The sequence below is a fragment of the Cupriavidus sp. CPT47-8839-RL05A genome (genome assembly GCF_058792255.1).
Map to the genome: position 1 here is coordinate 332,246 of NZ_JBYTEG010000001.1, position 23,931 is coordinate 356,176.

The window sequence follows — 23,931 nt, forward strand, 5'->3', positions numbered from 1 at the left end:
TTTGGCGAAAGCGAAAGGACCTGGCCGTCGCCGGGACTTAACCGCGGTGGAAGGCGCGCTTTCGGAAAGGCTGATTGTCCACGCGGCCGAACGCCGCGAACATTGCGGTCATCACAAGGAGGCGGCCGTCCGCCAGAGACCGAACGCAAGCCAAGCGCCATGATCGAACAGACCCAATCGAACAACTTCCAAGAAATCCGCGACGCCATCCGCGCGCTTTGCGCCGAGTTTCCCGATGAGTACTTCCGCAAGGTGGACGAGCAGCGCGCCTATCCCGAGGCCTTCGTCAATGCGCTGACCGCGGCGGGCTGGCTGGCGGCCCTGATCCCGCAGGAGTACGGCGGTTCCGGCCTGGGCCTGACCGAAGCCTCGGTCATCATGGAAGAGATCAACCGCTGCGGCGGCAACTCCGGCGCCTGCCACGGCCAGATGTACAACATGGGCACGCTGCTGCGGCACGGCTCCAGGGCGCAGAAGGAAAAGTACCTGCCGAAGATTGCCTCGGGGGAATGGCGCCTGCAGTCCATGGGCGTGACCGAGCCCACCACTGGCACGGACACCACCAAGATCAAGACCTCGGCGGTCAAGAAGGACGGACGCTACGTCATCAACGGCCAGAAGGTCTGGATCAGCCGCGTCCAGCACAGCGACTTCATGATCCTGCTGGCGCGCACCACGCCACTGGCCGAGGTGACGAAGAAGAGCGAGGGGATGTCCATCTTCATGGTGGACCTGCATGAAGCGCAGAAGAAGGGCCTGACCGTGCGCCCGATCCCCAACATGGTCAACCACGAGACCAATGAACTGTTCTTCGAGGACCTGGAAATCCCCGAGGAAAACCTGATCGGTGAAGAGGGCAAGGGCTTCAAGTACATCCTCGACGGCCTGAACGCCGAGCGCACGCTGATCGCGGCCGAGTGCATCGGCGACGGCTATTGGTTCATCGACCGCGTGACCAAGTATGTCAAGGAACGCGAGGTCTTCGGCCGCCCCATCGGCCAGAACCAGGGCGTGCAGTTCCCGATCGCCGAGACCTTTATCGAGCTGGAAGCGGCGAATCTGATGCGCTGGAAAGCCTGCGAACTGTTTGACAAGCACGAGCCCATGGGGGCCCAGGCCAACATGGCCAAGTACCTGGCAGCCAAGGCCAGCTGGGAGGCCGGCAACGCCTGCCTGCAGTTCCACGGCGGCTTCGGCTTTGCCTGCGAATACGACGTGGAGCGCAAGTTCCGCGAAACGCGGCTGTACCAGGTGGCACCGATCTCCACCAACCTGATCTACTCTTTCGTCGCCGAACACGTCCTGGGCCTGCCGCGCTCATTCTGAGCGATGGACGGCGCGCCAGCCCCAACGCTCAAGGGGCTGGCCGGATGGAACCCCGGCAGCAACGGCGCCGGGGGTTCCGCTTCGCCCCAAGCCCCAAAATTCCCCTCCCTGTCTCCTCTCTTCGTCCGCGCAGCCGGATCCAGGCCGACCTTCAGATCGGAAACTGCGTCGTCGACAGCACCTGCTTGAGCACCATGAACGAGCGAATCTGCCGCACGCCCGGCAGGTAGAGCAACTGCTCCGCGTGGAGGCGGTTGAAGCTCTCGCTGTCCTTGGTCCTGAGCATCATGATGTAGTCGAACTCGCCGGTGACTTCATGGCACTCCATACAGCCTGATACCTTCTGCGCCGCCTTCTCAAAGGCGGCGAACGACTCGGGCGTAGACCGGTCCAGCACGACCCCGATGATGACCAGCATGCCCGCGTCCAGGGGAGCCGGGTTCAGCAGCGCCACGACGCCGCGGATCAGGCCATCCGCTTTCAGGCGTTCCACGCGGCGCAGGCATGCGGGCGGGCTGAGGCTGACCTTGCCCGCCAGGGCCAGGTTGGAGATGGACGCATCGCGCTGCAAGGCGCGCAGGATGGCCTTGTCCGTGCGATCCAGCACCGGCGCGGGCTGGGCGGAGGTCTCGGATTTTGTACGAAATTTTATTCTGGATGTTGCCATTTCTACGGAATAAAGAGAATTTCGTGATGCTTCCAGGCTTTTTATCGTGCAAGAAGTCGCAGATCTTTGCAAGCACCTTTCGTCTCAGCTTTCTTATGATGATTCCAGGTACGGCGTCGCGCAGCGTCCGTGCGAATGCCGGGCTTTGCGGCTGCCGCGCGCCCGCATGCCCGCCACAACCTGGAGCCAGTCATGAACCTGAAGCAATTTCCGCGTCATTCCCTGACCTTCGGCCCGACGCCGATCCATCCGCTATCGCGGCTGAGCGAAAGCCTGGGTGGCAAGGTCGAGCTCTATGCCAAGCGCGACGACTGCAACAGCGGCCTTGCCTTTGGCGGCAACAAGACGCGCAAGCTCGAATACGTCATTCCCGACGTGCTGGCGCAGGGCGCCGATACGCTGGTCTCGATCGGCGGGATCCAGTCGAACCACACGCGCCAGGTTGCCGCCATCGCGGCCCACCTGGGGCTGAAGTGCGTGCTGGTGCAGGAGAACTGGGTCAACTACTCCGACGCGGTCTATGACCGCGTGGGCAACATCCAGATGTCGCGCATCATGGGGGCCGACGTGCGCCTGGTCAGCGAAGGCTTCGACATCGGCATTCGTCCCAGCTGGGAAGATGCCATGGAGAGCGTGCGCAAGGCGGGCGGCAAGCCCTACCCGATTCCGGCAGGCTGCTCGGAGCATCCGCTCGGCGGCCTCGGCTACGTAGGGTTCGCCGAGGAAGTCCGGGCACAGGAAGCCGGACTCGGCTTCAGCTTCGACTACATCGTCGTCTGCTCGGTCACCGGCAGCACGCAGGCAGGCATGGTGGTGGGATTCGCTGCCGACGGCCGCGCGGACCGGGTCATCGGCATCGATGCATCGGCCAGGCCGGAACCGACGCGCGCGCAGATCCTGCGCATCGCACGCCATACCGCGGAGCTGGTCGGCCTCGGCCGCGACATCACTGAAGCGGACGTGGTGCTGGACACCCGCTATGGCGGCCCCGAATACGGCCTGCCTTCGGCGGGCACCCTGGAAGCCATCCGCCTCAGCGCCAGGCTGGAGGGCATGATGACCGACCCGGTCTATGAGGGCAAGTCCATGCAGGGCATGATCGACATGGTCCGTCGCGGCGAGTTTCCGCAAGGATCGAGAGTCCTCTTCGCACACCTGGGTGGGGTACCGGCACTGAACGCCTACAGCTTCCTGTTCAAGGACGGGTGATAACGCGCAAGCGATTGATGGCAAGGGAGTGCCGGCCTGGGGGCGGCACCCTGGCTGCATGCGCGCAAGCCTGTCGCATAACCAAAGTCGAGCAGGAACCGGAGCAGCTGGGCCGCAGGTTCGGACCAGCCGAGGACCATTCCAGGCCGTCGGCAATCGCGCGTACCAGCGCCCATTCCCCTTCGGTTATCTGTCTAGCGGTGAAACTAATCACGTCACTCATCGACATGTGATGCTGCACCGGCCGCTTAAATTGTCTGCAATGCCTTGCTGGCCAAGTGTACCCGGGCCGCGAGAGCCGACCGTCAATTGACGGTCGGCTCTCGCACCTGCCAGGGACTAACGCCAGCGTGAGATCGCCGGAAGTTCTTGCAAGATCATGCGATCGCGAAGTTCCCGACGACGCTTTCCTCGGCCTGGTTTGCCGCTGGCGCCAGTGCCAGATAGGGCTTACGGTCATCGTTTCCGGTAAAGATCACGCGGGGCCAGCCGTAGCCGCCCGGCGCATATTCGTTAAAGAACGGGATGCGGAACCAAATCTTGCTGTCGTGCACGTGGTCGTCATAGAGGGCGATGACCGCCTTGTCCAGACGGGCCACGGCTTCCGGGGACGTGTGCAGTCGCAGAAAGCTCACCACCCCTGCATCCGGAGCGGCCATCAAATCGTCATCCGGATTCCAGGATTGCACGAGCGAAGTCCGTGTCGCATGGAAGATAAAGCCGCTGCTGGTCAGTGTGACACGGGGCGTGTCTGCTCCAGACTGGTCGTGCTTGACGGATAGCACTGGGGGCCGCTGGGGCCGATTCTCCCCAGGATGTGAGACAAACTCCTGCTTGTCCACCTGCCACCTTGCCAACTGATCCGGATACAGGACGCCAAGCAGCAAGCGCATCTGTTCGGCCCCCTCGCGCAGGTCGCTGCGGTCGTTGGTCACGATCTCATCGGCGCCTTCCCCTGGCCGGGCTGGTTCGTCCTTGCCGGCCTGCTCGCCATACAAGACCTCCCGTCGACGCTGCAACAAGACCTTTTTCTCCAGGATCGCTGCGGAGAGTTCCATGACGTCCCGGTGGTTGGGCGGGGTAGTCGCGCGGATTGCGAGCTTCGGACCGCTCCTGCTGAAGTCGGGAGATCTCGGCCTTCAGGCGCTGGCATTCCGGATCATCGCGTTCGGCCTTCTTGACATCGAGGGTGATCTTGCGCGGTGTCTTGGCGTCCTCCGGGGCGGCGTGGTAGAACGTACGCTCGGTCACATACTGCCCGGTGCCGACCTGGGCCCGCAGGGTGCGCCAGCTCAGCATCTGGCCCATCCCGAACCGCAGTGCCTCTTCCACGGTGGAGACCGCGTACAGGCTGCGACGCCATTCGTTGAAAGCCGCCACGGTTGCCGGGTGGATTGCGAAATTTGCCCGCAGATCATCGCGCTTCGCAATGGCATCCTCCAGCATGAGCGGCACGCCCTGCCTGAGGGCTGCGATATACATGTCATGCAGCGGAATTTGGCTGAGCTTGCTGCTGTCGCCATCGCGGGCCTTGCCTTGCTCGTTGGGACCGTAGCCACCGCCCACATCGGAGTGCACACCGGGATAACCGATTTCCCAGCGGCGTAACGTCTCGGGGTAGTTCTCCTTGATCCGGATGGTGTCGAGCGGAAAACTCATGCGCTGCTCGTGGATCGAGTAGAAATGCGCGCAGGCCCGGACCTTGTCGGTGCCTGCCACATTCAGGCCGCCATCCTTCGTAAATCCCGAGTGCCCTGCAAACCGGTCCCAGTTGACGACCGAGCGGGTTGAGTCCGGGAGGCCGACGGAGGCCACCGTATCAAAGAGCCCCAGGAAGTTGACCTGGTAGGGCAAGGCCCGCCGTCCGGTCTGCTCGCTGAGCTGGCCGCCAGGCCCCCATTCTTTGAGCAGCTTGTTCACAAAGACGCGTGCACACGCAGCGCCGCGTGAGAAGCCGAACACGTTGATCCAGATCTGCCTGACCATCCGGCTTTGCGGGCCATCGTCGAAGCGGTTGCTGTGCGTGATCCCCAGGATGCGGATCTTGTCCATCAGCTTGGACGGATTACCCTTGGCAGCGGCGTCGCAGATGGCCTTGGCTTCCTCGTCAAGAACAAACGGCCTCTTGTCATCTCGCGTGATCGCGTAGTGCACGGCATTGAGCACGCGAATCATGCCCCAGACGCAGCGCTGGTCGAAGCCCGCAGCGGTGGCCTTGCCGTCCTGGGAGTAGTCCAACTCGCCGAGCTTTGGAAAGGGCGTACCGACACCCGCTACGTAGTAGGAAAACAACCCGTCATCAGGCAGGTGCTTTGACACGCTGAACAAACGTGCCACATTAGTGTGGGTCTTGGAGAGCGAATCCCGCCATTTTGTGTTGTCTTCGTCGTCGTTGTTGTTGGTGCCGTCGAAGAACAGGCTGATGTGCAGGGTCTGGGTACACCCGGCAAGCGGATCGCATACATTGCCCCGGCCCCAGGTCCAGGCGTCCTTGCCCTGCGCCAGTCGCCCGCCTTCCGGCATGTGTTCAGGCCATTGCACCACGCTCATTGCAGACCTCCACGGCGGTACTTGAGATTCCACTCGTCGTCGCGCACGCCTTGAGCAATGAAGGGGCTGTCGTCAGGTAATTTTTCACGTGGGCTGGTCGTCCCATCGATGATCAAGAGCCGGACGCGGTCACTTGGCAGGAATATCGCGTAAGCTCCGCCGGTCTGGGAGCCATCGTATTGCGCGATGCGCACGTTCTCGGCCTTGTACCAGTAGCCCGGGGTCTTGCCGTCCTGGACTTTATCCATCAGCCAGCGCACGGTGACGCGTAGCTCTGGCTGCCATTGGCGTGGGAAACTAATGCAGCAGCGCACACCACCCGAGGACGGACGACCGTCCGGGTAAGCGGGGAGGATATTGGAGCCACCGCCGCCAACACCATTTGGCCCCGTCACGTTGAAGGAGTGAATGTAGTACGGGGTGTAGTTCAGGGATTGGGCGTCACCCGCGATCAATTTTGATTTCGGCTTGGCATCTTCGAGCCAGTCGCCGTAGCTGGCGCAGCCGGCGAGCGCCAGCGCGAAGCCGGCCAGCAAGGCGGCCACGATGCCATATCGTCGTGTCTTAAAGGAAATAGTCGGTGGAAAAGTGTGCACGGGCGATGCTCCAGTGAAAGTCACCAGGTCCGCGCACAGCGACGCTTCAGCCAACGACAAGGCGCGGGGTAGCCGAAGACGCTACCCCGACAAAAGCGCAAATACTATGGGACGATTCCTAAATTCGATGATTCTTGACAAAGATTTGCATTTTTCGGCGTGGCCACCAATGGATCGGCCAAGAACTTCAAGGCGTCACGCCGTCAGTGGCACTCCCTCGAACAGGGCGCGACCCTGACAACCGTGCGGCCCAGTACCAGGGCAAGACCGATGGCGCGGGATTTCGGCGGACGGAAGGAAAGAGGGCGGAAAATGGCTGGCATCGGAAGGCTGCGGGCTGAGTCATGAACGTTGGAGTGAGTATCGGTGCGGGAGCATCCTTGCCGTTATCCGGATTCTGCAAAGAACGCGAAATCGGGCCTGGGCGGACGCACACGGAAGCCACTCGTGAGGATCATGACCAGCTGTCCACGCAACTTCCTGAAGCTGGCGAGTTCATTCTGCGCGAAACCCGGCGCAAGCCATTTGCGCAGTTGCGCAGCCGGGATTACCCGGTTGCCCGGTTAATTGCCGTTGGCCGCCTGCGCGCCGGCCCCAAAGCGCAGGCGCAGGCTCCGGTTGGCATCCTGCAGCGAACCGTCCACTACTTCCACCACGCGGTGCAGGTAGTCTTCGCTGGCGTCGAGCAGCGCCCCATACAGGGTGTGGCACAAGCCGCGCGCGGTGCGGCCGGGCCAGTCTTGCGGCAGCATCGCCTCGGGCAGGTTGGGATCGCGCAGCAGCACGCGCCGGTATTCGTGCACCAGCAGCGTCCGCACGAAGAAGGCATCGGCCGGAGCAAGCCCGGCGGCCTCTCCGGCCAGCGGCGTAAAGCGGCGCAGCAGCGCCTGCCAGGCAGCGGCCACGTCGCCGAGCTTGAAGGTCTGGTGCATCAGCGCCTGCAGCGGCCGGATGGAAAACGCGTCAAGGCTGCTTGCCTCCATCACCGCCACATCGTCCTGCGCGCGTGCGGCCTGGACGATTTCGCGCAGCGAGGCGAGGTCCGCATTGGGGTGGGCCATCACCCCTGGCGCGATGGCGCCGAAGCCCTCCCACAGCAATTCCCGCTTCAGCTTCTGCCGGACCGTGGCGCGTACGTCACCGCGCACCATCACCAGGGTCCAGCGGCCGTCCCATTCGGATGCCTCACCCGCGTAGATGCGCTTGCCGGCGTGCAGTACACGCTGCAAACCGGCTTCTGACAGCCCGTAGTAGCTGCGCCGCCCGATCTTGGTCGCGGCCAGCCAGTCGTCGGCGGTCAGGCGGAAGGTGGCGGTGCGCACCAGCCGGTCATTGATGCCGAACGGCGCCGCCAGCCGGATCAGGCTGCCCAGCCAGATTGCCTGGGGCCGCGGCGCCACCACATCGCCGAACAAGGTCACCAGCATGGAATTGGCGCCCAGCTTCAGCCCGCGTGCCAGCCGCGCCACGCGGGGAGAAACCGGATCGGTGCCTGGCGTCGCCATCGGCCTGCTCCCTGAAGTGATACACAAATGCAGATTGATTGAATCAAATTGTATCACTACCATCCGTTGCAACTGACGATGTTGATGCAGGTCAAGACCCCGATTCAGAGCAACCAAGAGCGGAGCAAAGGATGTACGCACAGCTGGTGGAGACAGGAGCGACGAGGCTTCGCGCCATGGAAGAAATGGAGCCGCAGGAGCGCGAGTTCCAGGCGCGCGTCGATGCCGGGATCAAGATCGAGGCCAAGGACTGGATGCCCGAGGCCTATCGCAAGACCCTGGTCCGCCAGATCTCGCAGCATGCGCATTCGGAGATCGTGGGCCAGCTGCCCGAAGGCAACTGGGTCACCCGCGCGCCGACGCTGGAGCGCAAGGCAGTCTTGCTGGCCAAGATCCAGGATGAGGCCGGCCATGGCCTGTATCTCTACAGCGCGGCCGAAACCCTGGGCGTGTCGCGCGACCAGATGCTGGGCGACCTGCACACCGGCAAGGCCAAGTATTCCAGCATCTTCAACTACCCGACGCTGAGCTGGGCCGATATCGGCATGATCGGCTGGCTGGTCGACGGCTCGGCCATCATCAACCAGGTGCCGCTGTGCCGCTGCTCGTTCGGGCCCTATGCGCGCGCCATGGTGCGCGTGTGCAAGGAAGAGTCGTTCCACCAGCGCCAGGGCTACGACATCCTGCTGTCGCTGTGCAACGGCACCCCCGAGCAGAAGCAGATGGCGCAGGACGCGCTCAACCGCTGGTGGTGGCCGGCGCTGATGATGTTCGGCCCGTCCGACGGCGATTCGCCCAACAGCGCGCAATCCATGCAATGGCGCATCAAGCTGTTCTCCAATGACGAGCTGCGCCAGAAGATGGTCGACCAGACCGTGCCGCAGGCCGAGTACCTGGGCCTGACCATTCCGGATCCCGAGCTGAAGTGGAACGAGGAGCGCGGCCACTATGACTTCGGCGAGATCGACTGGTCCGAGTTCTACAACGTCATCCAGGGCAACGGCCCCTGCAACCGCGACCGCCTGCGCACCCGCGTCAAGGCCTGGGAAGAGGGCGCGTGGTTCCGCGACGCCCTGGTGACCCACGCCGACAAGCAGGCGCAGCGCGCCGCCGCCTGACACCGCGGCGCGCGGCGCCGCCATCCATCCAACGCAATGACACAGGAGGTTGCCATGAAAGAGTGGCCGCTTTGGGAGATCTTTATCCGCAGCCAGCACGGCCTGGCCCACAAGCACGTGGGCAGCCTGCACGCGCCGGACGGCGAAATGGCGATCAACAACGCGCGTGACGTCTATACGCGCCGCAACGAGGGCGTCAGCGTCTGGGTGGTGAAGGCCGGCGATGTGGTCGCCAGCAGCCCCGGCGACAAGGGCCCGCTGTTCGAGCCGGCCAACAGCAAGGTCTACCGCCACCCGACGTTCTTCCCGATGCCGGAAGCCGTCAAGCACATCTGATACGGCCCGCATGATGGACAACCACAAGCTCGAATACCTGCTGCGCCTCGGCGACTCCACGCTGGTCCTCGGCCAGCGCCTGTCGGAATGGTGCGGCCGCGGCCCCGCGCTGGAAGAGGACATCGCACTGACCAATGTCGCGCTCGACCTGATCGGCCAGACCCGGCTGTGGCTGGGCTACGCCGCGGAAGTGGAGGGCGCCGGCCGCAGCGCCGACCAGCTGGCCTACCTGCGCGACGCGCACCAGTTCCGCAACCCGCTGCTGGTGGAGCAGCCCAACGGCAGCTATGCCGATACGCTGGCACGGCAGTTCCTGTTCGACACCTGGCACTACTTCCTGCTCGACGGGCTGCAGCGCTCGACCGATGCCCGCATCGCCGAGATCGCCGCCAAGTCGCTCAAGGAAGTGACCTACCACGTGCGCCGCAGTGCCGACCTGGTGGTGCGCCTGGGCGACGGCAGCGAAGAGAGCCACCGCCGCATGCAGGATGCGTTCGACGACCTGTGGATGTTCAGCGGTGAGCTGTTCGAGTCCGACGCGGGCGACGCCGCGCTGGTGCAGGCCGGCGTGGTGCCCGACCCCGCCTCACTGGCCGAACCGTGGCAGCGCCACGTGGCCGCGGTGCTGGAAGAGGCCACGCTGCAGCTGCCTGCCGGTACGTGGTCGCAGAGCGGCGGCCGCCACGGCCGCCATACCGAACACCTCGGCTACCTGCTGGCCGAAATGCAGTTCCTGCAGCGCGCCTATCCGGGCGCCAGCTGGTGAACGCCATGACTGCGCAAGCGATCGCACGCCCGGCCATCGGGCAGGTCTGGACCTGGCTCGATACCGTGCCCGATCCCGAGATCCCGGTGATCTCCGTGGTGGACCTCGGCATCGTGCGCGGCGTGGCATGGGAGGACGACGCCTGCGTCGTCACCATCACCCCGACGTACTCCGGCTGCCCGGCCATGACGGTGATCCGGGAGGAGATCGAGCGCACGCTGGCCGCGCAGGGCATCGCCAGCGTGCGCGTGCGCACGCAACTGGCGCCGGCCTGGACCACCGACTGGATGACGCCGCGCGGCAAGGCCAGCCTGGGCGGCTACGGCATTGCGCCGCCGGCCCAGCAGGTGATCGACATCAGCGGCATCAGCCGCAGGGCGGCGCCGGCGCTGGTGGTGGCGTGCCCGTACTGCGGCTCGCGGCACACGCGGCTGGTGAGCCAGTTCGGCTCGACCGCCTGCAAGGCCCTGTACCGCTGCGGCGACTGCAAGGAACCGTTCGATTACTTCAAGGCGCACTGAGCCTGACCGGGGTAGTGAGATGAGCAAATTCCATGAACTGACCGTGGCCTCGGTCACCCGCGAAACCCGCGATGCCGTGGCCGTGACCTTTGCCGTGCCGGATGAACTGGCCGACACCTACCGCTACATCCAGGGCCAGCACCTGACGCTGCGCACCGGCATCGGCGGCGAGGACGTGCGCCGCTCGTACTCGATCTGCTCGGCGGTGCAGGACGCACAGCTGCGCGTCGCGATCAAGCGCGTCGACGGCGGCCTGTTCTCCAACTGGGCCAACGAACAACTGCAGCCCGGCATGAAGCTGGAGGTGATGCCGCCATCCGGCCACTTCCACGTGCCGCTGTCTGCCACGCAGGCGAGACACTACGTGGCCTTCGCCGCCGGCAGCGGCATCACGCCGATGCTGTCGATCATCAAGACCACGCTGGAAGCCGAGCCCCAGAGCCGCTTCACGCTGTTCTACGGCAACCGCGCCTCGTCTTCAGTGCTGTTCAAGGAAGAGCTGGAAGACCTGAAGGACTCCTACCTGCAGCGCTTCAACCTGGTGTTCGTGCTCAGCCGCGAGCAGCTGGAGATCGACCTCTTCAACGGCCGCATCGACGGCGAGAAGGTCAATGCCTTGCTCAAGCACTGGGTCAAGCCGCAGGACATCGACATCGCCTTTATCTGCGGCCCGCATTCGATGATGGAAGAGGTGTCGCAGGCGCTGCTCGACAACGGCGTGGACAAGGCCCGCATCAAGCGCGAGCTGTTTGCCACCAGCATCCCCGCGGCCCGCCCGGCGGCGCATGCACACAAGCAGGTGGGTCAGCAGCAGTGCGAGGTCACGGTGATCCAGGACGGCCGCACGCGCTCCTTCACGCTGGAGAAGAACAAGGAGACGGTGCTGGATGCCGCGCTGGCGCAAGGCATCGAGCTGCCTTACTCATGCAAGGGCGGGGTCTGCTCGACCTGCCGCTGCAAGCGCATCGAAGGCGAGGTCGACATGGACGTCAACTTTGCGCTGGAGGACTACGAAGTCGCGCGCGGCTTCATCCTCAGCTGCCAGAGCTACGCCGTCAGCGACAAGCTGGTGATCGACTTCGACCAGGAAACCTGAAGCGTTTCCTGCTGCTGTCCCGACCCATACACAAACCATTCTGCCCCCGGAGCAAGCCGTGTCCCATCTGTTTTTTGAACGCCACCAGGCGCTGCTGGAACAAGCCACCCAAGCCATTGCCGAGCGCGGCTACTGGAGCCCGTTCACCGAAATGCCGAGCCCCAGGGTCTACGGCGAAACCGCCAACGCCGACGGCAAGGCTGCGTTCGAGGCCCGCCTGAACCGCCCGTTCGCGCTGTCGCAGCCGGGCACCGTCGGCCAGGCCGGCAAGGAAGTCTCGCCCTATGGCGCAGAACTGGGCATCACCTATCCGAAGCCCGACCTCGACCAGCTCTTCGCCGGCGTGGCCGAAGGCATGCCGGCCTGGCGCAAGGCCGGGCCGGAAGCCTGGGTCGGCGTTTCGCTGGAAATCCTGCAGCGCCTGAACCGCCGCAGTTTCGAGATTGCCTACGCGGTGATGCACACCACCGGCCAGGCCTTCATGATGGCCTTCCAGGCCGGCGGCCCGCACGCGCAGGACCGCGGGCTGGAAGCGGTGGCCTACGCCTGGGACGAGATGCGCCGCATCCCGAAGCAGGCGATCTGGGAGAAGCCGCAGGGCAAGAACGAGCCGCTGCGCATGGAGAAGCGCTACAGCGTGGTGCCGCGCGGCGTGGGCCTGGTGATCGGCTGCTGCACCTTCCCGACCTGGAACGGTTATCCCGGCCTGTTCGCCAGCCTGGCGACCGGCAACGCGGTGGTGGTCAAGCCGCACCCGGGCGCGATCCTGCCGCTGGCGATCAGCGTCGAGGTGGCGCGCGAGGTGCTGCAGGAAGCCGGCTTCGATCCCAACCTGGTCACGCTGGTGGCCAACGACCCGAGCGAGCGCATGGCCTCGACGCTGGCACTGCGCCCCGAAGTGCGCCTGATCGACTTCACCGGCAGCAGCGCCAATGGCGAATGGCTGGAGCGCAATGCGCACCAGGCCCAGGTCTATACCGAGAAGGCCGGCGTCAACCAGATCGTGATCGACTCCACCAGCGATTTCAAGGGCATGGTGCGCAATATCGCGTTCTCGCTGGCGCTGTACTCGGGTCAGATGTGCACGGCACCGCAGAACATCTACGTGCCGAAGGACGGCATCGACACGCCGGAAGGGCACCTCGGCTTCGACCAGGTGGCCGCGGCGATCGGGGAAGGCGTGGCCAGGCTCACCAGCGATGCAGCCAAGGCGGTGGAGCTGCTCGGCGCGATCCAGAACGACGGGGTGGTGCAGCGCATCGAATCGTCGCGCGCACTGGGCGAGATCGTCGCCGACAGCCGCGTGCTGGAGCACCCGGAGTTCCCCGGCGCGCGCATCCGCACGCCGCTGGTGCTCAAGGTGGACGCCAGCGACGAGGGCAAGATCATGCAGGAATTGTTCGGCCCGATCTCGTTCATCGTCGCCACCGACAACACCGCGCACAGCATCGCGCTGGCGCACCGCGGCGCGAAGGAGCATGGCGCACTGACGTTGTCGGCCTACACCACCGATGCCGGCGTGTCCGAGGGCATCCGCGAAGCCGCCGAGGACGCGGGCGTGGCCCTGTCGCTGAACCTGACCGGTGGCGTGTTCGTCAACCAGTCGGCCGCGTTCAGCGACTTCCATGCCACCGGCGCCAACCCGGCAGCCAATGCCTCGCTGTCGGATGCGGCTTTCGTCGCCAACCGCTTCCGCGTGGTGCAGAGCCGTTCCCATATCTGATGCACTAGCTAGCAGTCGCAGCACCCGGCGCCGGCCCCCAATAGAAATGCGGCGCAATCATAACGATGATGGAGTAGACAATGGTTCAACGCATCCCCAACCCCAACGAGCTGGAGCCGATCGAGCGCGCCAGCCGCGACGAACTGCAGGCGCTGCAGCTGGAACGGCTGAAATGGAGCGTGCGCCATGCCTACGACAACGTGCCGCACTACCGCAAGGCCTTCCATGCGGCCGGGGTGCATCCGGACGACCTGCAGTCGCTGTCGGACCTGTCGAAGTTCCCGTTCCTGACCAAGCAGGACCTGCGCGACAACTACCCCTTTGGCATGCTCGCGGTGCCGCGCGAGAAGGTGGCGCGCGTGCATGCGTCGAGCGGCACCACGGGCAAGCCGACCGTGGTCGGCTATACCGCGAAGGATATCGATACCTGGGCCAGCGTGGTGGCGCGCTCCATCCGCGCCGCCGGCGGCCGCGCCGGCGACCTGGTCCATGTCAGCTATGGCTATGGCCTGTTCACGGGCGGCCTGGGTGCCCACTACGGCGCCGAGAAGGCCGGCTGCACGGTGATCCCCATGTCCGGCGGACAGACCGAGAAACAGGTACAGCTGATCCGCGAGTTCGAGCCCAACATCATCATGGTGACGCCGTCGTACATGCTGAACCTGATCGAGGAGATGGAGCGCCAGGGCATGGATCCGTCGGAAAGCTCGCTCAAGGTGGGCATCTTCGGCGCCGAGCCGTGGACGGATGCGATGCGCGCGGAGATCGAGGCACGTGCCGGCATCGACGCGGTGGACATCTACGGCCTGTCTGAAGTCATGGGCCCGGGTGTCGCTTGCGAATGCATCGAGAGCAAGGACGGTCCGGTGATCTGGGAAGACCACTTCTACGCCGAGATCATCGACCCGGTGACCGGCGAGGTGCTGCCGGATGGCGAAGAGGGCGAACTGGTGTTCACCTCGCTCACCAAGGAAGCGCTGCCGGTGATCCGCTACCGCACGCGCGACCTGACGCGCCTGCTGCCGCCCACCTCGCGTTCGATGCGCCGCATCGGCAAGATCACCGGCCGCTCGGACGACATGCTGATCATCCGCGGCGTCAATGTATTCCCGTCGCAGATCGAGGAGCTGATCCTGAAGACCCCGGCGCTGGCGCCGCAGTACCAGCTGGTGGTGACCCGAGACGGCCACCTGGACAAACTGGAAGTGCGCGTTGAGGCGCGGCCCGGACCATCGGCCACCCTCTGCGCCGACGACCGCGCGACGCTGGAGCGCGAGCTGAAGGACCAGATCAAAACCTACGTGGGCGTGACCACGCGCGTGCAGGTAGTGGATGCAGACGGCATCGAGCGCACCACTGTCGGCAAGGCGCGGCGCGTGCTTGACATGCGGCCGAAGGTCACGCACGAGCAGCCGGTCGGGGCGATCTGAACGTATCGCATGAACTGACAAGCCGCTGCATGTGTGCTCCCTCTCCCCGTGCGGGGAGAGGGAGCACACCGCCGGAAGAGTTCAAGTCTCAACGAACCACCCAACGATGGCGCCCACCCAGAGGCGCCGCGCCCCCCTGCGCCAAAGGAGACCACCATGGACGCGCGACAACTGGAAACCATCCAGAACCACCCCGATTTCATCCGGCTGACCAACGGGCGCACCCGCCTGGGCTGGTCGCTGACGCTGGTCATGCTGGCGATCTACTTCGGCTTTATCCTGCTGCTGGCGTTCTCGCCGGCCACGCTCGGCACACCGCTTGGCGCGGGTGTGATGACCGTGGGCATTCCCGTCGGCGTGGCGGTGATCGTCGCGGCCGTGCTGCTGACCGGGATCTACGTGTACCGGGCCAACCGCGACCTGGATCCGCTCAACGAACGCGTGCGCAAGGAGTGCCTGGCATGAAGCCCGCCAACCGTTACCTGTGCGCGGCCCTGCTCGGGCTTGCCAGCATGGCTGCCGCGGCGGCACCCGCCATCCAGGGCGATGCCGCGCCGCGGCCGCTGAACTGGAGCGCCATCGTGATGTTCCTGCTGTTCGTGCTGTTCACGCTCGGCATTACCCGCTGGGCCGCGCGCCGCACGCGCTCGGCATCCGACTTCTATGCCGCCGGGGGCGGGCTGAGCGGCTTCCAGAACGGCCTGGCCATCGCCGGCGACATGGTCTCGGCTGCCTCCTTCCTCGGCATCTCCGCGATGATGTTCGACAAGGGCTATGACGGGCTGATCTACGCGCTGGGCGTGGTGGCGGGCTGGCCGATCATCCTGTTCATCGTCGCCGAACGGCTGCGCAACCTTGGCCGCTATACCTTTGCCGACGTAGTGTCATACCGGCTGGCGCAGAAGCCGGTGCGGATCACCGCCGCCTGCGGCACGCTGACGGTGGTGATCATGTACCTGGTGGCGCAGATGGTCGGCGCCGGCAAGCTGATCGAGCTGCTGTTCGGCACCAGCTATGAGTCCGCCGTGGTGATCGTCGGCCTGCTGATGGTGCTGTATGTGATGTTCGGCGGCATGCTCGCCACCACCTGGGTGCAGATCATCAAGGCCGCGCTGCTGCTGGGCGGCGTGACGTTCATGGCCGTGATGGTGCTGGCGTACTTCGGCTTCAGCCCGGAAGCCATGTTCGCCGGCGCGGCCAAGGTGCATGACAAGGGGCTGGCGATCCTGTCGCCGGGCGGGCTGGTGTCCAATCCCATCGATGCGATTTCGCTGGGGGTGGGCATGATGTTCGGCACCGCGGGCCTGCCGCACATCCTGATGCGCTTCTTCACCGTGGCCGACGCCCGCGAGGCGCGCAAGTCCGTGCTCTACGCCACCGGCTTCATCGGCTACTTCTACGTGCTGATCCTGGTGGTGGGCTTCGGTGCGATCGTGATGGTGGGCGCGGATCCGGCCTACCGCGACGCGGCCGGCAAGATCATCGGCGGCAGCAATATGGTGGCGGTGCACCTGTCGCACGCGATCGGCGGCGATCTCTTCCTGGGCTTTATCTCAGCGGTGGCGTTCGCGACCATCCTCGCGGTGGTGGCGGGCCTGGCCCTGTCGGGTGCTTCCGCGGTCTCGCATGACCTGTACGCCAACGTGTTCCGCCGCGGGCAGGCCAACGAGAAGGACGAGATCCGGGTGTCCAAGGCGGCCACCCTGGTGATCGGCGTGCTGGCCATGGTGCTGGGCGTGATGTTCGAGAAGCAGAACATCGCCTTCCTGTCCGGCCTGGTGCTGGCGATCGCGGCCTCCGTCAACTTCCCGGTGCTGTTCCTGTCGATGTTCTGGAAAGGCCTGACCACGCGCGGCGCCGTGGCGGGCAGCCTGGCCGGGCTGGTGTCAGCGGTGGCACTGCTGGTGCTGGGCCCGACGGTCTGGGTGGGGATCCTGCATCATGACAAGCCGATCTTCCCGTATGCCAACCCGGCGCTGTTCTCGATGACGCTGGCCTTCGCCGGCGCCTGGCTAGCGTCGGTGCTGGACCGCTCCGCCCGGGCCGGCACCGAGCGCCAGCGCTACGGTGCGCAGTTCGTGCGCGCGATGACCGGGATCGGCGCTGCGGGGGCAAGTCAGCATTGATCCCGGGGGCGGGGCAGCGCGGCAGCAACGCTCTTCGGCCAGTGGTTTCTGCGGCAGCCGCGCCGGCGGGCGCGGCTCTTCCTCCGTAATGGCGGTGAACTCGCCGTGGGTAAGGTTCTGCTTGTCGCCATTCGACAGATGCAGGATTGCATAGACGTCGCCTTCCTCCTGCGGCAACACCCGCATGCCGACGATATGGTCGCCATCATCGACCACATCAATCCGCGGCTGGGAGCGCGAAGACATCGGGCGAGTGCTGCCCCCGGTCACGGTTGGACAAATTCGCTTGTATTGCATCAGCGGGGTTGCGCGCAACGACGACAGAAGGCTTCGTTAGTCCCACCGGTGGCCCCGCCCACTCGCGGACAAACAGCCTGAGCGCGTCAGGAGGATGCCGGCTGCAGGCCTGCTGGGCGAGCGCTTCCCGGAGATGGCTGGCCAAGTCACCGCGATAGGCCTAGAGATCGTGGCGAAGCTACGTTTTCTCCAGCCCCGAACACATCTGTACTCCAGGCGAATCGCATCATAAAGATGATTCTCTGGAACGCCTAGATGACGTCCGGTCGGCCCCGGCGCGAATGCCCGCTGCGATGAAAGTTACCAGGTACTCGGACTTGTGACCCACGTCGCCGGCCTTGAACTTGCCGCCGGAGATACGCTCGATACGGCTGTCGAACACGCTCATCACCAGCGCTCCCACGGCAAACAGATAGGCCCAATGGGCATATCTGGTGCTGTTGCCTGGCAGAGCCTTGCGGATTGCCTTGACGAATTCCATGGCGAGCGGGTCGAAATAGTCGGCAACAATACCGCGCTCGGCTTCTCTTGGATCAGAGGCCTCGCGTGCGACGAGCTTGGCATAGGCAATGCCGGCCTCAGTGTCCTGAATCCGCATTACCGGCTCCACGAATGCACGCACGATGTGCTCCACCGAGTCCTCGCCAGCGGTGAGTGGTTGGCGCAGGGCCGCCAGCCGGGCCTCGAACAGCGTCTTGCGCCGGTCGAACAGCGCGCGGTACAGATTTCGCTTGGTCTCGAAGTGGTAAACGATCAGCGGCAAGCCAACCTCCGCGGCTGCTGCGATATCACGCATCGACACGCCGTCGAAGCCGCCCTCGGCGAAGAGGCGCTCCGCTGCATCGAGCACGCGTTCGCGCTTGCTCGCTTCCGGGATCGGCAGCCCCTGAGCTTCTTCTCGCGCCATGGCCCGTGCCCCGACCGCTGACTTTCGCGCTTCCTTGCCTTCCATGCTGCCTCCAATAGATGCGCCATTGTAGCGAACCTCACACCCGCGTTTACCCTACTGTAGCGTTTGACTGTACGAGCGTACAGTCCTCATGGCTTACCACTGCACGATCGTACAGTCAGGGAAAAGCATGAGCGTCACCTGCTTCGGACAGGGGCGCCAAATCAGGAGATCCATCATGCCCCCAAACTTACTGCCGCTCTACGCTCTCGTCACGGACCATGCCACGCTGCTTGTGCTGGGGCCGATCTTCGCCTTCGCTCCGCTGGCACTGGGCTCGGCGGCGACGGCGTTCGGCTTTGCTCCCGGCATCGCGCTGTGCGGCGGCTTCCCTGCTGTCCGCTGCCGTCGTAGCGCTGTTGCCGCGCCCCACCGCCGGGCCTGAAGCCGGTGCGTGCGCGACCAACGCGCCGCGCACCGCACCGTCGCTGGATGCCGGCTGAGTCCGCAACTCCCCCTTTTTACGCATCTCCACAGAGGACCTTCCACCATGACTCGACGCTTCGTCGATCTCTCGATCTACCTGGAAAACGATGTCGTCTCCGACCCTCCCGGTTATGGCCCTCAGATCGAATACCTGTCGCACCGCTCCACCGCCGAGCAGGTCACGGCTTTTTTCCCGGGGCTGAGGCCGTCCGACCTGCCGGACAGCGAAGGCTGGGCGATCGAGCGCGTCCAGCTCAATACGCACAATGGCACCCACCTGGATGCTCCCTATCACTTCCACAGCACCATGAATGAGTCATTGGGGCAGCGCGAGCGCGCCATCACCATTGACGAGGTGCCGCTGGAGTGGTGCTTCCAGCCGGGCGTGAAGCTCGACTTCACCGGGCTGGACGACGGTTATGTGGTCACCGCCGACGATGTCGAGGCCGAACTCGCCCGAATCGGGCACGTGCTCAAGCCGCTGGACATCGTGGTGGTCAACACGCGTGCGGGCAAGCGCTACGGCCAGCCTGACTACGTCTCGTCCGGCTGCGGCATGGGGTTCGACGCCACCATGTACCTGCTCGAACGTGGTGTGCGGCTGACCGGTACCGACGCGTGGAGTTGGGACGCGCCGTTTGTGCACACGGCCACCAAGTATGCCCAGACACAGGACGCCTCGCTGATCTGGGAAGGCCACAAGGCGGGCCGCAACATCGGTTACTGCCATCTGGAGAAGCTGCACAACCTAGAGGCGCTGCCGCCGCATGGCTTCTACATCTCCTGCTTCCCGCACAAGATTCGCGGGGCCTCGGCCGGCTGGACCCGCGCCGTTGCCATCTTCGACGATGCCCTGAATGCCGCCTGATACCACCATGGAACTGAACCACACCCATGATGCCTCCCGGCATAGCTGGCTGGACTCCGCCAATGCTGCAGGCTGCGATTTTCCGCTGCAGAATCTTCCGCTCTGCATATTCCGTCGGCTTGGCAGCGGCGCGGCCTGGCGTGGCGGCGTAGCGATCGGCGACCAGATCGTCGACCTGGCAGCATTGCATGGCACAGGCTGCCTGCAAGACCTGGCCGCCGAGGCCACGCGGGCCGCCGCAGCGCCGACGCTAAATGCACTGCTGGACTTGGGTCCGAGCGCCTGGCGGGCATTGCGCCACGGAATCTTTGCGCTGCTGGCGGCAGAAGGTGTGCATGAGCGTCAAGTACGCGAAACGCTGGTGCCACAGGCGGCCGCCGAGTTTGCGGTCCCGGTACGCATCGGCGACTACACGGATTTCTATACTTCGCTCGACCACGCCGTGAACTGCTGTCGCCAGTTCGGGCTGGAGGTGAACCCCAACTTTGACTGGCTGCCGATCGCATATCACGGCCGCGTGTCTTCCATCGGGGTCAGTGGCCAGCAGGTCTACCGACCGATGGGGCAGTACCGCCCTGATCCGGGCGGAGTACCTGTGTATGGACCGTGCCAGCGTCTCGACTACGAACTGGAAGTGGGCGCGGTGATTGGCATCGGCAATGAACGTGGCACGCCTATCCCGCTGGCAAAGGCACAGCAGCACATCTTCGGCCTATGCCTGCTCAACGATTGGTCCGCGCGCGACATCCAGACCTGGGAAATGCAACCGCTCGGGCCGTTTCTCGCTAAAAACTTCGCAACCACACTATCGCCCTGGATCGTCACGCTCGAAGCACTGCTGCCTTACCGCGCAAGCTGGACACGCGACCCAGAGCGCCCACAGCCGCTTGACTACCTTCGTTCGGCGGAGAATGACGCAGCCGGCGCCTTTGACATCCAACTAGAGGTTTCGATACTCAGCGCGCGTCAGTTGGCACAGGGCCGGCAACCACGCACGCTGACCCGTACCAACTTTCGCCACCAGTACTGGACGCTGAGCCAGATGATTGCTCACCACGCCATGGGAGGTTGCAATCTTCAGAGCGGCGACCTACTGGGCAGCGGCACGATCTCGGGTCCCTCGCCGGGCGAGGCCGGCGCGCTGATCGAACTCACAGTATCCGGGACGCAACCGGTAGACATCGGCAACGGCGAACAACGCGGCTTCCTTGAGGACGGCGACACCGTCGTATTCCGCGGCTGGTGTGAGCGCCAGAACTACGCTCGGATCGGCTTCGGCGTCAACAATGCGACCGTGCTGCCGGCCCCTGTGCCTGCCTGACGGTCTCTTACCCATACCGGCGCGCGCCACTTCCGACGGACTTGCGGTGGGTTATGGCTATGCCCTGTTAAAGCGCACGGACGCGTACGCTGTGGCGATGTTCGACAAGGTCACCGGAAAGGGAAGTGGCATCAGCTTTGCGCTTGGCATGCGCCACAAGTTTTAGCCGCGGTACAAGATAAACCGATCAGGAGACAGACATGCAAATCGATTGGGACGTTGAAATCCCCATGGACGATGGTTTGGTAGTTCGGGCCGACGTTTTTCGCCCGAAAGAGGAAGGACGCTACCCCATATTGATGTCCTACGGACCGTACGCCAAGGGTCTGCCATTCCAGGTGGGATTCCCCGCACAATGGCAATCACTCACGACTAAGCACCCGGAAATTCTGAAGGGCAGCAGCGGCAAGTACGCGAACTGGGAAACCGCGGATCCGGAGAGATGGGTGCCGTTGGGTTACATCTGCATTCGCGTGGACTCGCGCGGCGCTGGCCGCTCGCCGGGCGTCATCGATTGCTTCTCCCCGCGCGAGGCGCAGGACTTCTACGAGTGCATTGAATGGGCAGCGAAACAACCGTGGAGCAACGGCAAGGTCGGCCTCGCCGGCGTTTCCTACTACGGCGCCACCCAATGGCTGGTGGCGGCGAAACGTCCTCCGCATCTGGCCGCGATCTGCCCGTTCGAGGGGTTCTCCGACTACTATCGCGACGCCTGCCGGCACGGCGGCATCCTCAACACGTTCATGGTGGCCTGGTATCCGAAGCAGGTGGAAGCCGTGCAGCACGGTCTGGGGCTGCGCGCGGGTGTGAACCCCAACAGCGGGTTGCCGATCTCCGGACCGGCAGAGCTCAGCGACGAAGAATTGCTCGCCAATCGCGTCGATATCAACGCGACGCAGTTGAGCGCGGAGCTCATCACGGATAGTTACTTCGACGGCCGCCGTGCGGACCTGGGTGCGATCGAGGTACCGGTCCTTTCCTGCGGCAACTGGGGTGGCCATGGCCTGCACCTGCGCGGCAATGTCCAAGGCTACCTGGGGGCCGGCTCGAAGCAGAAATGGCTCGAATTGCACGGGCTCGAGCATTGGACGGAGTTCTATACGGACTACGGCGTAGCGCTACAGAAGCGGTTCTTCGATCACTTTTTGAGGGGCGAGGACAACGGCTGGGACCGGCAACCGCCCATCAAGATGCAGGTGCGCCACGTGGATCGTTTCGTGGAGCGCGACGAGTATGAATGGCCGTTGGCGCGCACCGTCTGGACGCCCATGTACCTGGACGCTAGCGCACAGACCCTGCGATCGAAGCCAACCGGGACAGTTTCGCGCCTCTCGTTTGACGGCATGGCAGGCAAGGTGAGCTTCTGCACTGCACCGTTCGAGCGCGACACCGAGGTGACCGGTCCGCTGGCTGCCACGCTCTGGATCTCCACGACAGGCCGGGATGCGGACCTGTTCCTGACGCTGCGGGCTTTCACTCCCGACGGCAAGGAGCACCTGATCTTGGGGGCGGTTGAACCCAACGCACCTCTCGGGCAAGGCTGGCTTAGAGCGTCGCACCGGAAGCTGAATCCTCAAGCCTCTAGGCCGTATCAGCCCGTGCACACGCATCAGGAGATCCAACTTCTAGAACCGAACGAGACCTACGAGTTGCAGGTCGAGATCTGGCCAATGTGCTTCGTGTTCCCGAAGGGCTACCGGCTGGTGTTGACTGTCGGCAGCTCGGACTTCGAGCACGACCTGCCTGGACCCTACCCGCAGATCTATGGCAAGTCGATGCGCGGCTCGTCGGTGCTGCTGCACGATCACCCCGAGGACCGCAGGTCTGAACGATTCGCCGGTCAGACCACCGTTCACACGGGCGGGAAGTATCCGTCATTCCTGCTTCTGCCCGTCATTCCCGCAACACGCTGACCGGTGGCACCATGAGCACGACGCGTCGAACGTTCCTCGCCCGCACCGCTGGTGCATTTGCGGCCGCTGGCCCCTGCCATGGCACGCCGCCAACGCACAACAGGCATGGCCGGTCAAGCCCATCAAACTGATCAGCATGGGGCCTCCCGGTTCCCCGCCAGACACCTACGCGCGGATTTACGCGGACAGGCTCGCAAAGGACGGCTCGACGCGGTAGCCGGCAGTGGAAGGAGCGCGCCAGGGCCTGTGCCTCCGCAGCGACCGCGGGTGGCTCGGAAGTGAAGAGATTGCAGTATCTCCGAATTCTACGGATCCGGCCTTCGTCACCGCATGGGCTCAGTGGTTGGCGCCTGGCGGTGGGCTCGCGATCGCTTAGCGTGCAATTTTTTTCCGTTTTCTGAAGCGACCCCTGGTTGCGCACGCCGCTGCAGCCTTGCGCTGACCAGAACTAGACCGGGTCTGCCGCCCGCCGTCGGCCGGGCCTGCGGGCGGCCATGCCATTCATCAGGACATCGATGACCTGTTCCGCGTGCTGTTCCGCCTGGGCGGGTGTCATGGGCCCGACGCCATAGAGGCGCTTCAGCAAATGCGTGGCTGACTGCACGGCCGTAAGCATGGCCGTCATCGTGACGCTGGCCCGTTCCGGTGGGTAAGGCTTGAGTAGTTGCGCGGCATGGCACTCCGCGATCAGCGCATCGAGCTCGTCGTGAAACGGCTTCATATAGTTGTCCACCAGCCAGTCCAGCCTTGGACCATCCTGCGCGACTTCCATCAGGACCAGGGAGTGCGCCGCCGGATGCAGGACATTGCTCACCGCGAAGGCCCTTAGCGCTGCCTGCAGGCGGGCGAGCGGGTCGGAGCGGTCGAGGGCAGCCGCTGCCTGCCTGGACGCGGCCAGCAATCCCGTGTACGCGTTCTCCACTACCGCGCGCCAGAGCCCTTCCTTGCTGCCGAAATGGTAGTTCAGCAGCGGTTGCTTTACGCCCGCGCGGTTTGCGATCGACAGTACTGACGCCCCGTCGAATCCCTTTTGCGTGAACTCGATTTCGGCGGCGTCGATCAGGCGCTGACGCCCCGGCACCTCGGCGGCGCGGGCGACTGGTGTCGGGGCGGCGGAGGCTTCGGTGGCGCGCTTTCGGGCAGGAGTCCGCGAGCGTCGGCTCTCAACAGTTGTCATGGTGGTTTGGG

General features: G+C 64.6%; 22 protein-coding genes. 15 read left to right on the plus strand and 7 right to left on the minus strand.

Annotation, left to right across the window (positions count from 1 at the left end; all coding sequences use genetic code 11):
* Nucleotides 1-159 precede the first annotated feature (159 nt).
* Complete coding sequence (locus AC3WVS_RS01440; RefSeq protein ID WP_492317057.1) at nucleotides 160-1,326, plus strand: acyl-CoA dehydrogenase family protein; 1,167 nt, start codon at nucleotides 160-162, stop codon at nucleotides 1,324-1,326.
* A 151-nt stretch (nucleotides 1,327-1,477) separates the two neighbouring features.
* Here AC3WVS_RS01440 and AC3WVS_RS01445 read toward each other — a convergent pair whose 3' ends face one another.
* On the minus strand, nucleotides 1,478-1,993 hold the full coding sequence (locus AC3WVS_RS01445) for an Lrp/AsnC family transcriptional regulator (RefSeq protein ID WP_422696042.1): 516 nt from the start codon (nucleotides 1,991-1,993) through the stop codon (nucleotides 1,478-1,480).
* A gap of 192 nt (nucleotides 1,994-2,185) precedes the next feature.
* On the opposite strand from AC3WVS_RS01445, the gene AC3WVS_RS01450 reads away from it, so the two are divergent.
* Nucleotides 2,186-3,202: a 1-aminocyclopropane-1-carboxylate deaminase gene (locus tag AC3WVS_RS01450; RefSeq protein ID WP_492317058.1), complete on the plus strand. Its 1,017-nt coding sequence runs from the start codon at nucleotides 2,186-2,188 to the stop codon at nucleotides 3,200-3,202.
* Nucleotides 3,203-3,579: 377 nt separating this feature from the next.
* On the opposite strand, the gene AC3WVS_RS01455 is transcribed toward AC3WVS_RS01450, so the two are convergent.
* The 4 genes from AC3WVS_RS01455 to paaX form a co-directional block, all read right to left on the minus strand.
* Nucleotides 3,580-4,260 (minus strand): hypothetical protein, encoded by a 681-nt coding sequence (locus AC3WVS_RS01455; protein ID WP_492317183.1) that lies wholly within the window; start codon nucleotides 4,258-4,260, stop codon nucleotides 3,580-3,582.
* Nucleotides 4,142-5,752 carry a T6SS phospholipase effector Tle1-like catalytic domain-containing protein gene (locus tag AC3WVS_RS01460; RefSeq protein ID WP_492317059.1) on the minus strand — a complete coding sequence of 537 codons (1,611 nt, stop codon included), beginning with the start codon at nucleotides 5,750-5,752 and terminating at the stop codon, nucleotides 4,142-4,144. Before AC3WVS_RS01460 ends, AC3WVS_RS01455 begins: the two co-directional genes overlap by 119 nt.
* Nucleotides 5,749-6,297, minus strand: a complete 549-nt coding sequence (locus AC3WVS_RS01465) for a DUF3304 domain-containing protein (protein WP_492317060.1) — start codon at nucleotides 6,295-6,297, stop codon at nucleotides 5,749-5,751. Before AC3WVS_RS01465 ends, AC3WVS_RS01460 begins: the two co-directional genes overlap by 4 nt.
* Nucleotides 6,298-6,911: 614 nt before the next feature.
* Entirely contained in the window at nucleotides 6,912-7,853 is a 942-nt protein-coding gene (gene paaX, locus AC3WVS_RS01470; protein WP_492317061.1) for a phenylacetic acid degradation operon negative regulatory protein PaaX, read from the minus strand.
* 131 nt (nucleotides 7,854-7,984) lie between these two features.
* On the opposite strand from paaX, the gene paaA reads away from it, so the two are divergent.
* The 9 genes from paaA to AC3WVS_RS01515 all read left to right on the plus strand — a co-directional run bounded on the left by paaA (nucleotide 7,985) and on the right by AC3WVS_RS01515 (nucleotide 16,969).
* Nucleotides 7,985-8,971, plus strand: a complete 987-nt coding sequence (gene paaA / locus AC3WVS_RS01475; RefSeq protein WP_035818085.1) for a 1,2-phenylacetyl-CoA epoxidase subunit PaaA — start codon at nucleotides 7,985-7,987, stop codon at nucleotides 8,969-8,971.
* A 54-nt stretch (nucleotides 8,972-9,025) separates the two neighbouring features.
* A complete protein-coding gene (gene paaB / locus AC3WVS_RS01480) occupies nucleotides 9,026-9,307 on the plus strand; it encodes a 1,2-phenylacetyl-CoA epoxidase subunit PaaB (protein ID WP_010809321.1) in 282 nt (93 codons plus the stop codon).
* Between the two features lie 10 nt (nucleotides 9,308-9,317).
* Nucleotides 9,318-10,073 (plus strand): 1,2-phenylacetyl-CoA epoxidase subunit PaaC, encoded by a 756-nt coding sequence (paaC, locus tag AC3WVS_RS01485; RefSeq protein ID WP_492317062.1) that lies wholly within the window; start codon nucleotides 9,318-9,320, stop codon nucleotides 10,071-10,073.
* A 5-nt stretch (nucleotides 10,074-10,078) separates the two neighbouring features.
* The gene (gene paaD / locus AC3WVS_RS01490) at nucleotides 10,079-10,594 is read left to right on the plus strand and encodes a 1,2-phenylacetyl-CoA epoxidase subunit PaaD (protein WP_492317063.1); all 516 of its coding nucleotides are present in this window, start codon (nucleotides 10,079-10,081) and stop codon (nucleotides 10,592-10,594) included.
* Nucleotides 10,595-10,613: 19 nt separating this feature from the next.
* Nucleotides 10,614-11,690, plus strand: a complete 1,077-nt coding sequence (gene paaE, locus AC3WVS_RS01495; RefSeq protein WP_492317064.1) for a 1,2-phenylacetyl-CoA epoxidase subunit PaaE — start codon at nucleotides 10,614-10,616, stop codon at nucleotides 11,688-11,690.
* Nucleotides 11,691-11,748: 58 nt separating this feature from the next.
* The gene (gene paaN, locus AC3WVS_RS01500) at nucleotides 11,749-13,413 is read left to right on the plus strand and encodes a phenylacetic acid degradation protein PaaN (RefSeq protein ID WP_492317065.1); all 1,665 of its coding nucleotides are present in this window, start codon (nucleotides 11,749-11,751) and stop codon (nucleotides 13,411-13,413) included.
* 80 nt (nucleotides 13,414-13,493) lie between these two features.
* Nucleotides 13,494-14,843, plus strand: a complete 1,350-nt coding sequence (gene paaK, locus AC3WVS_RS01505) for a phenylacetate--CoA ligase PaaK (protein ID WP_492317066.1) — start codon at nucleotides 13,494-13,496, stop codon at nucleotides 14,841-14,843.
* A 156-nt stretch (nucleotides 14,844-14,999) separates the two neighbouring features.
* Entirely contained in the window at nucleotides 15,000-15,308 is a 309-nt protein-coding gene (locus tag AC3WVS_RS01510) for a DUF485 domain-containing protein (protein WP_492317067.1), read from the plus strand.
* Nucleotides 15,305-16,969, plus strand: a complete 1,665-nt coding sequence (locus tag AC3WVS_RS01515) for a cation acetate symporter (RefSeq protein ID WP_492317068.1) — start codon at nucleotides 15,305-15,307, stop codon at nucleotides 16,967-16,969. The genes AC3WVS_RS01510 and AC3WVS_RS01515 overlap by 4 nt, the downstream gene beginning before the upstream one ends.
* Nucleotides 16,970-17,492: 523 nt before the next feature.
* Here the strand turns inward: AC3WVS_RS01515 and AC3WVS_RS01520 are convergent.
* Nucleotides 17,493-18,218: a TetR/AcrR family transcriptional regulator gene (locus AC3WVS_RS01520; protein ID WP_492317069.1), complete on the minus strand. Its 726-nt coding sequence runs from the start codon at nucleotides 18,216-18,218 to the stop codon at nucleotides 17,493-17,495.
* A gap of 175 nt (nucleotides 18,219-18,393) precedes the next feature.
* On the opposite strand from AC3WVS_RS01520, the gene AC3WVS_RS01525 reads away from it, so the two are divergent.
* From AC3WVS_RS01525 to AC3WVS_RS01540, 4 genes are all read left to right on the plus strand, one after another.
* Nucleotides 18,394-18,600, plus strand: a complete 207-nt coding sequence (locus tag AC3WVS_RS01525; RefSeq protein ID WP_492317070.1) for a hypothetical protein — start codon at nucleotides 18,394-18,396, stop codon at nucleotides 18,598-18,600.
* 105 nt (nucleotides 18,601-18,705) lie between these two features.
* Nucleotides 18,706-19,509, plus strand: a complete 804-nt coding sequence (locus tag AC3WVS_RS01530; protein WP_492317071.1) for a cyclase family protein — start codon at nucleotides 18,706-18,708, stop codon at nucleotides 19,507-19,509.
* 7 nt (nucleotides 19,510-19,516) lie between these two features.
* Nucleotides 19,517-20,830 carry a fumarylacetoacetase gene (gene fahA / locus AC3WVS_RS01535; protein WP_492317072.1) on the plus strand — a complete coding sequence of 438 codons (1,314 nt, stop codon included), beginning with the start codon at nucleotides 19,517-19,519 and terminating at the stop codon, nucleotides 20,828-20,830.
* 200 nt (nucleotides 20,831-21,030) lie between these two features.
* The gene (locus AC3WVS_RS01540; protein ID WP_492317073.1) at nucleotides 21,031-22,743 is read left to right on the plus strand and encodes a CocE/NonD family hydrolase; all 1,713 of its coding nucleotides are present in this window, start codon (nucleotides 21,031-21,033) and stop codon (nucleotides 22,741-22,743) included.
* A gap of 448 nt (nucleotides 22,744-23,191) precedes the next feature.
* Here AC3WVS_RS01540 and AC3WVS_RS01545 read toward each other — a convergent pair whose 3' ends face one another.
* Complete coding sequence (locus tag AC3WVS_RS01545; RefSeq protein ID WP_492317074.1) at nucleotides 23,192-23,920, minus strand: TetR/AcrR family transcriptional regulator; 729 nt, start codon at nucleotides 23,918-23,920, stop codon at nucleotides 23,192-23,194.
* Between the last annotated feature and the right edge of the window lie 11 nt (nucleotides 23,921-23,931).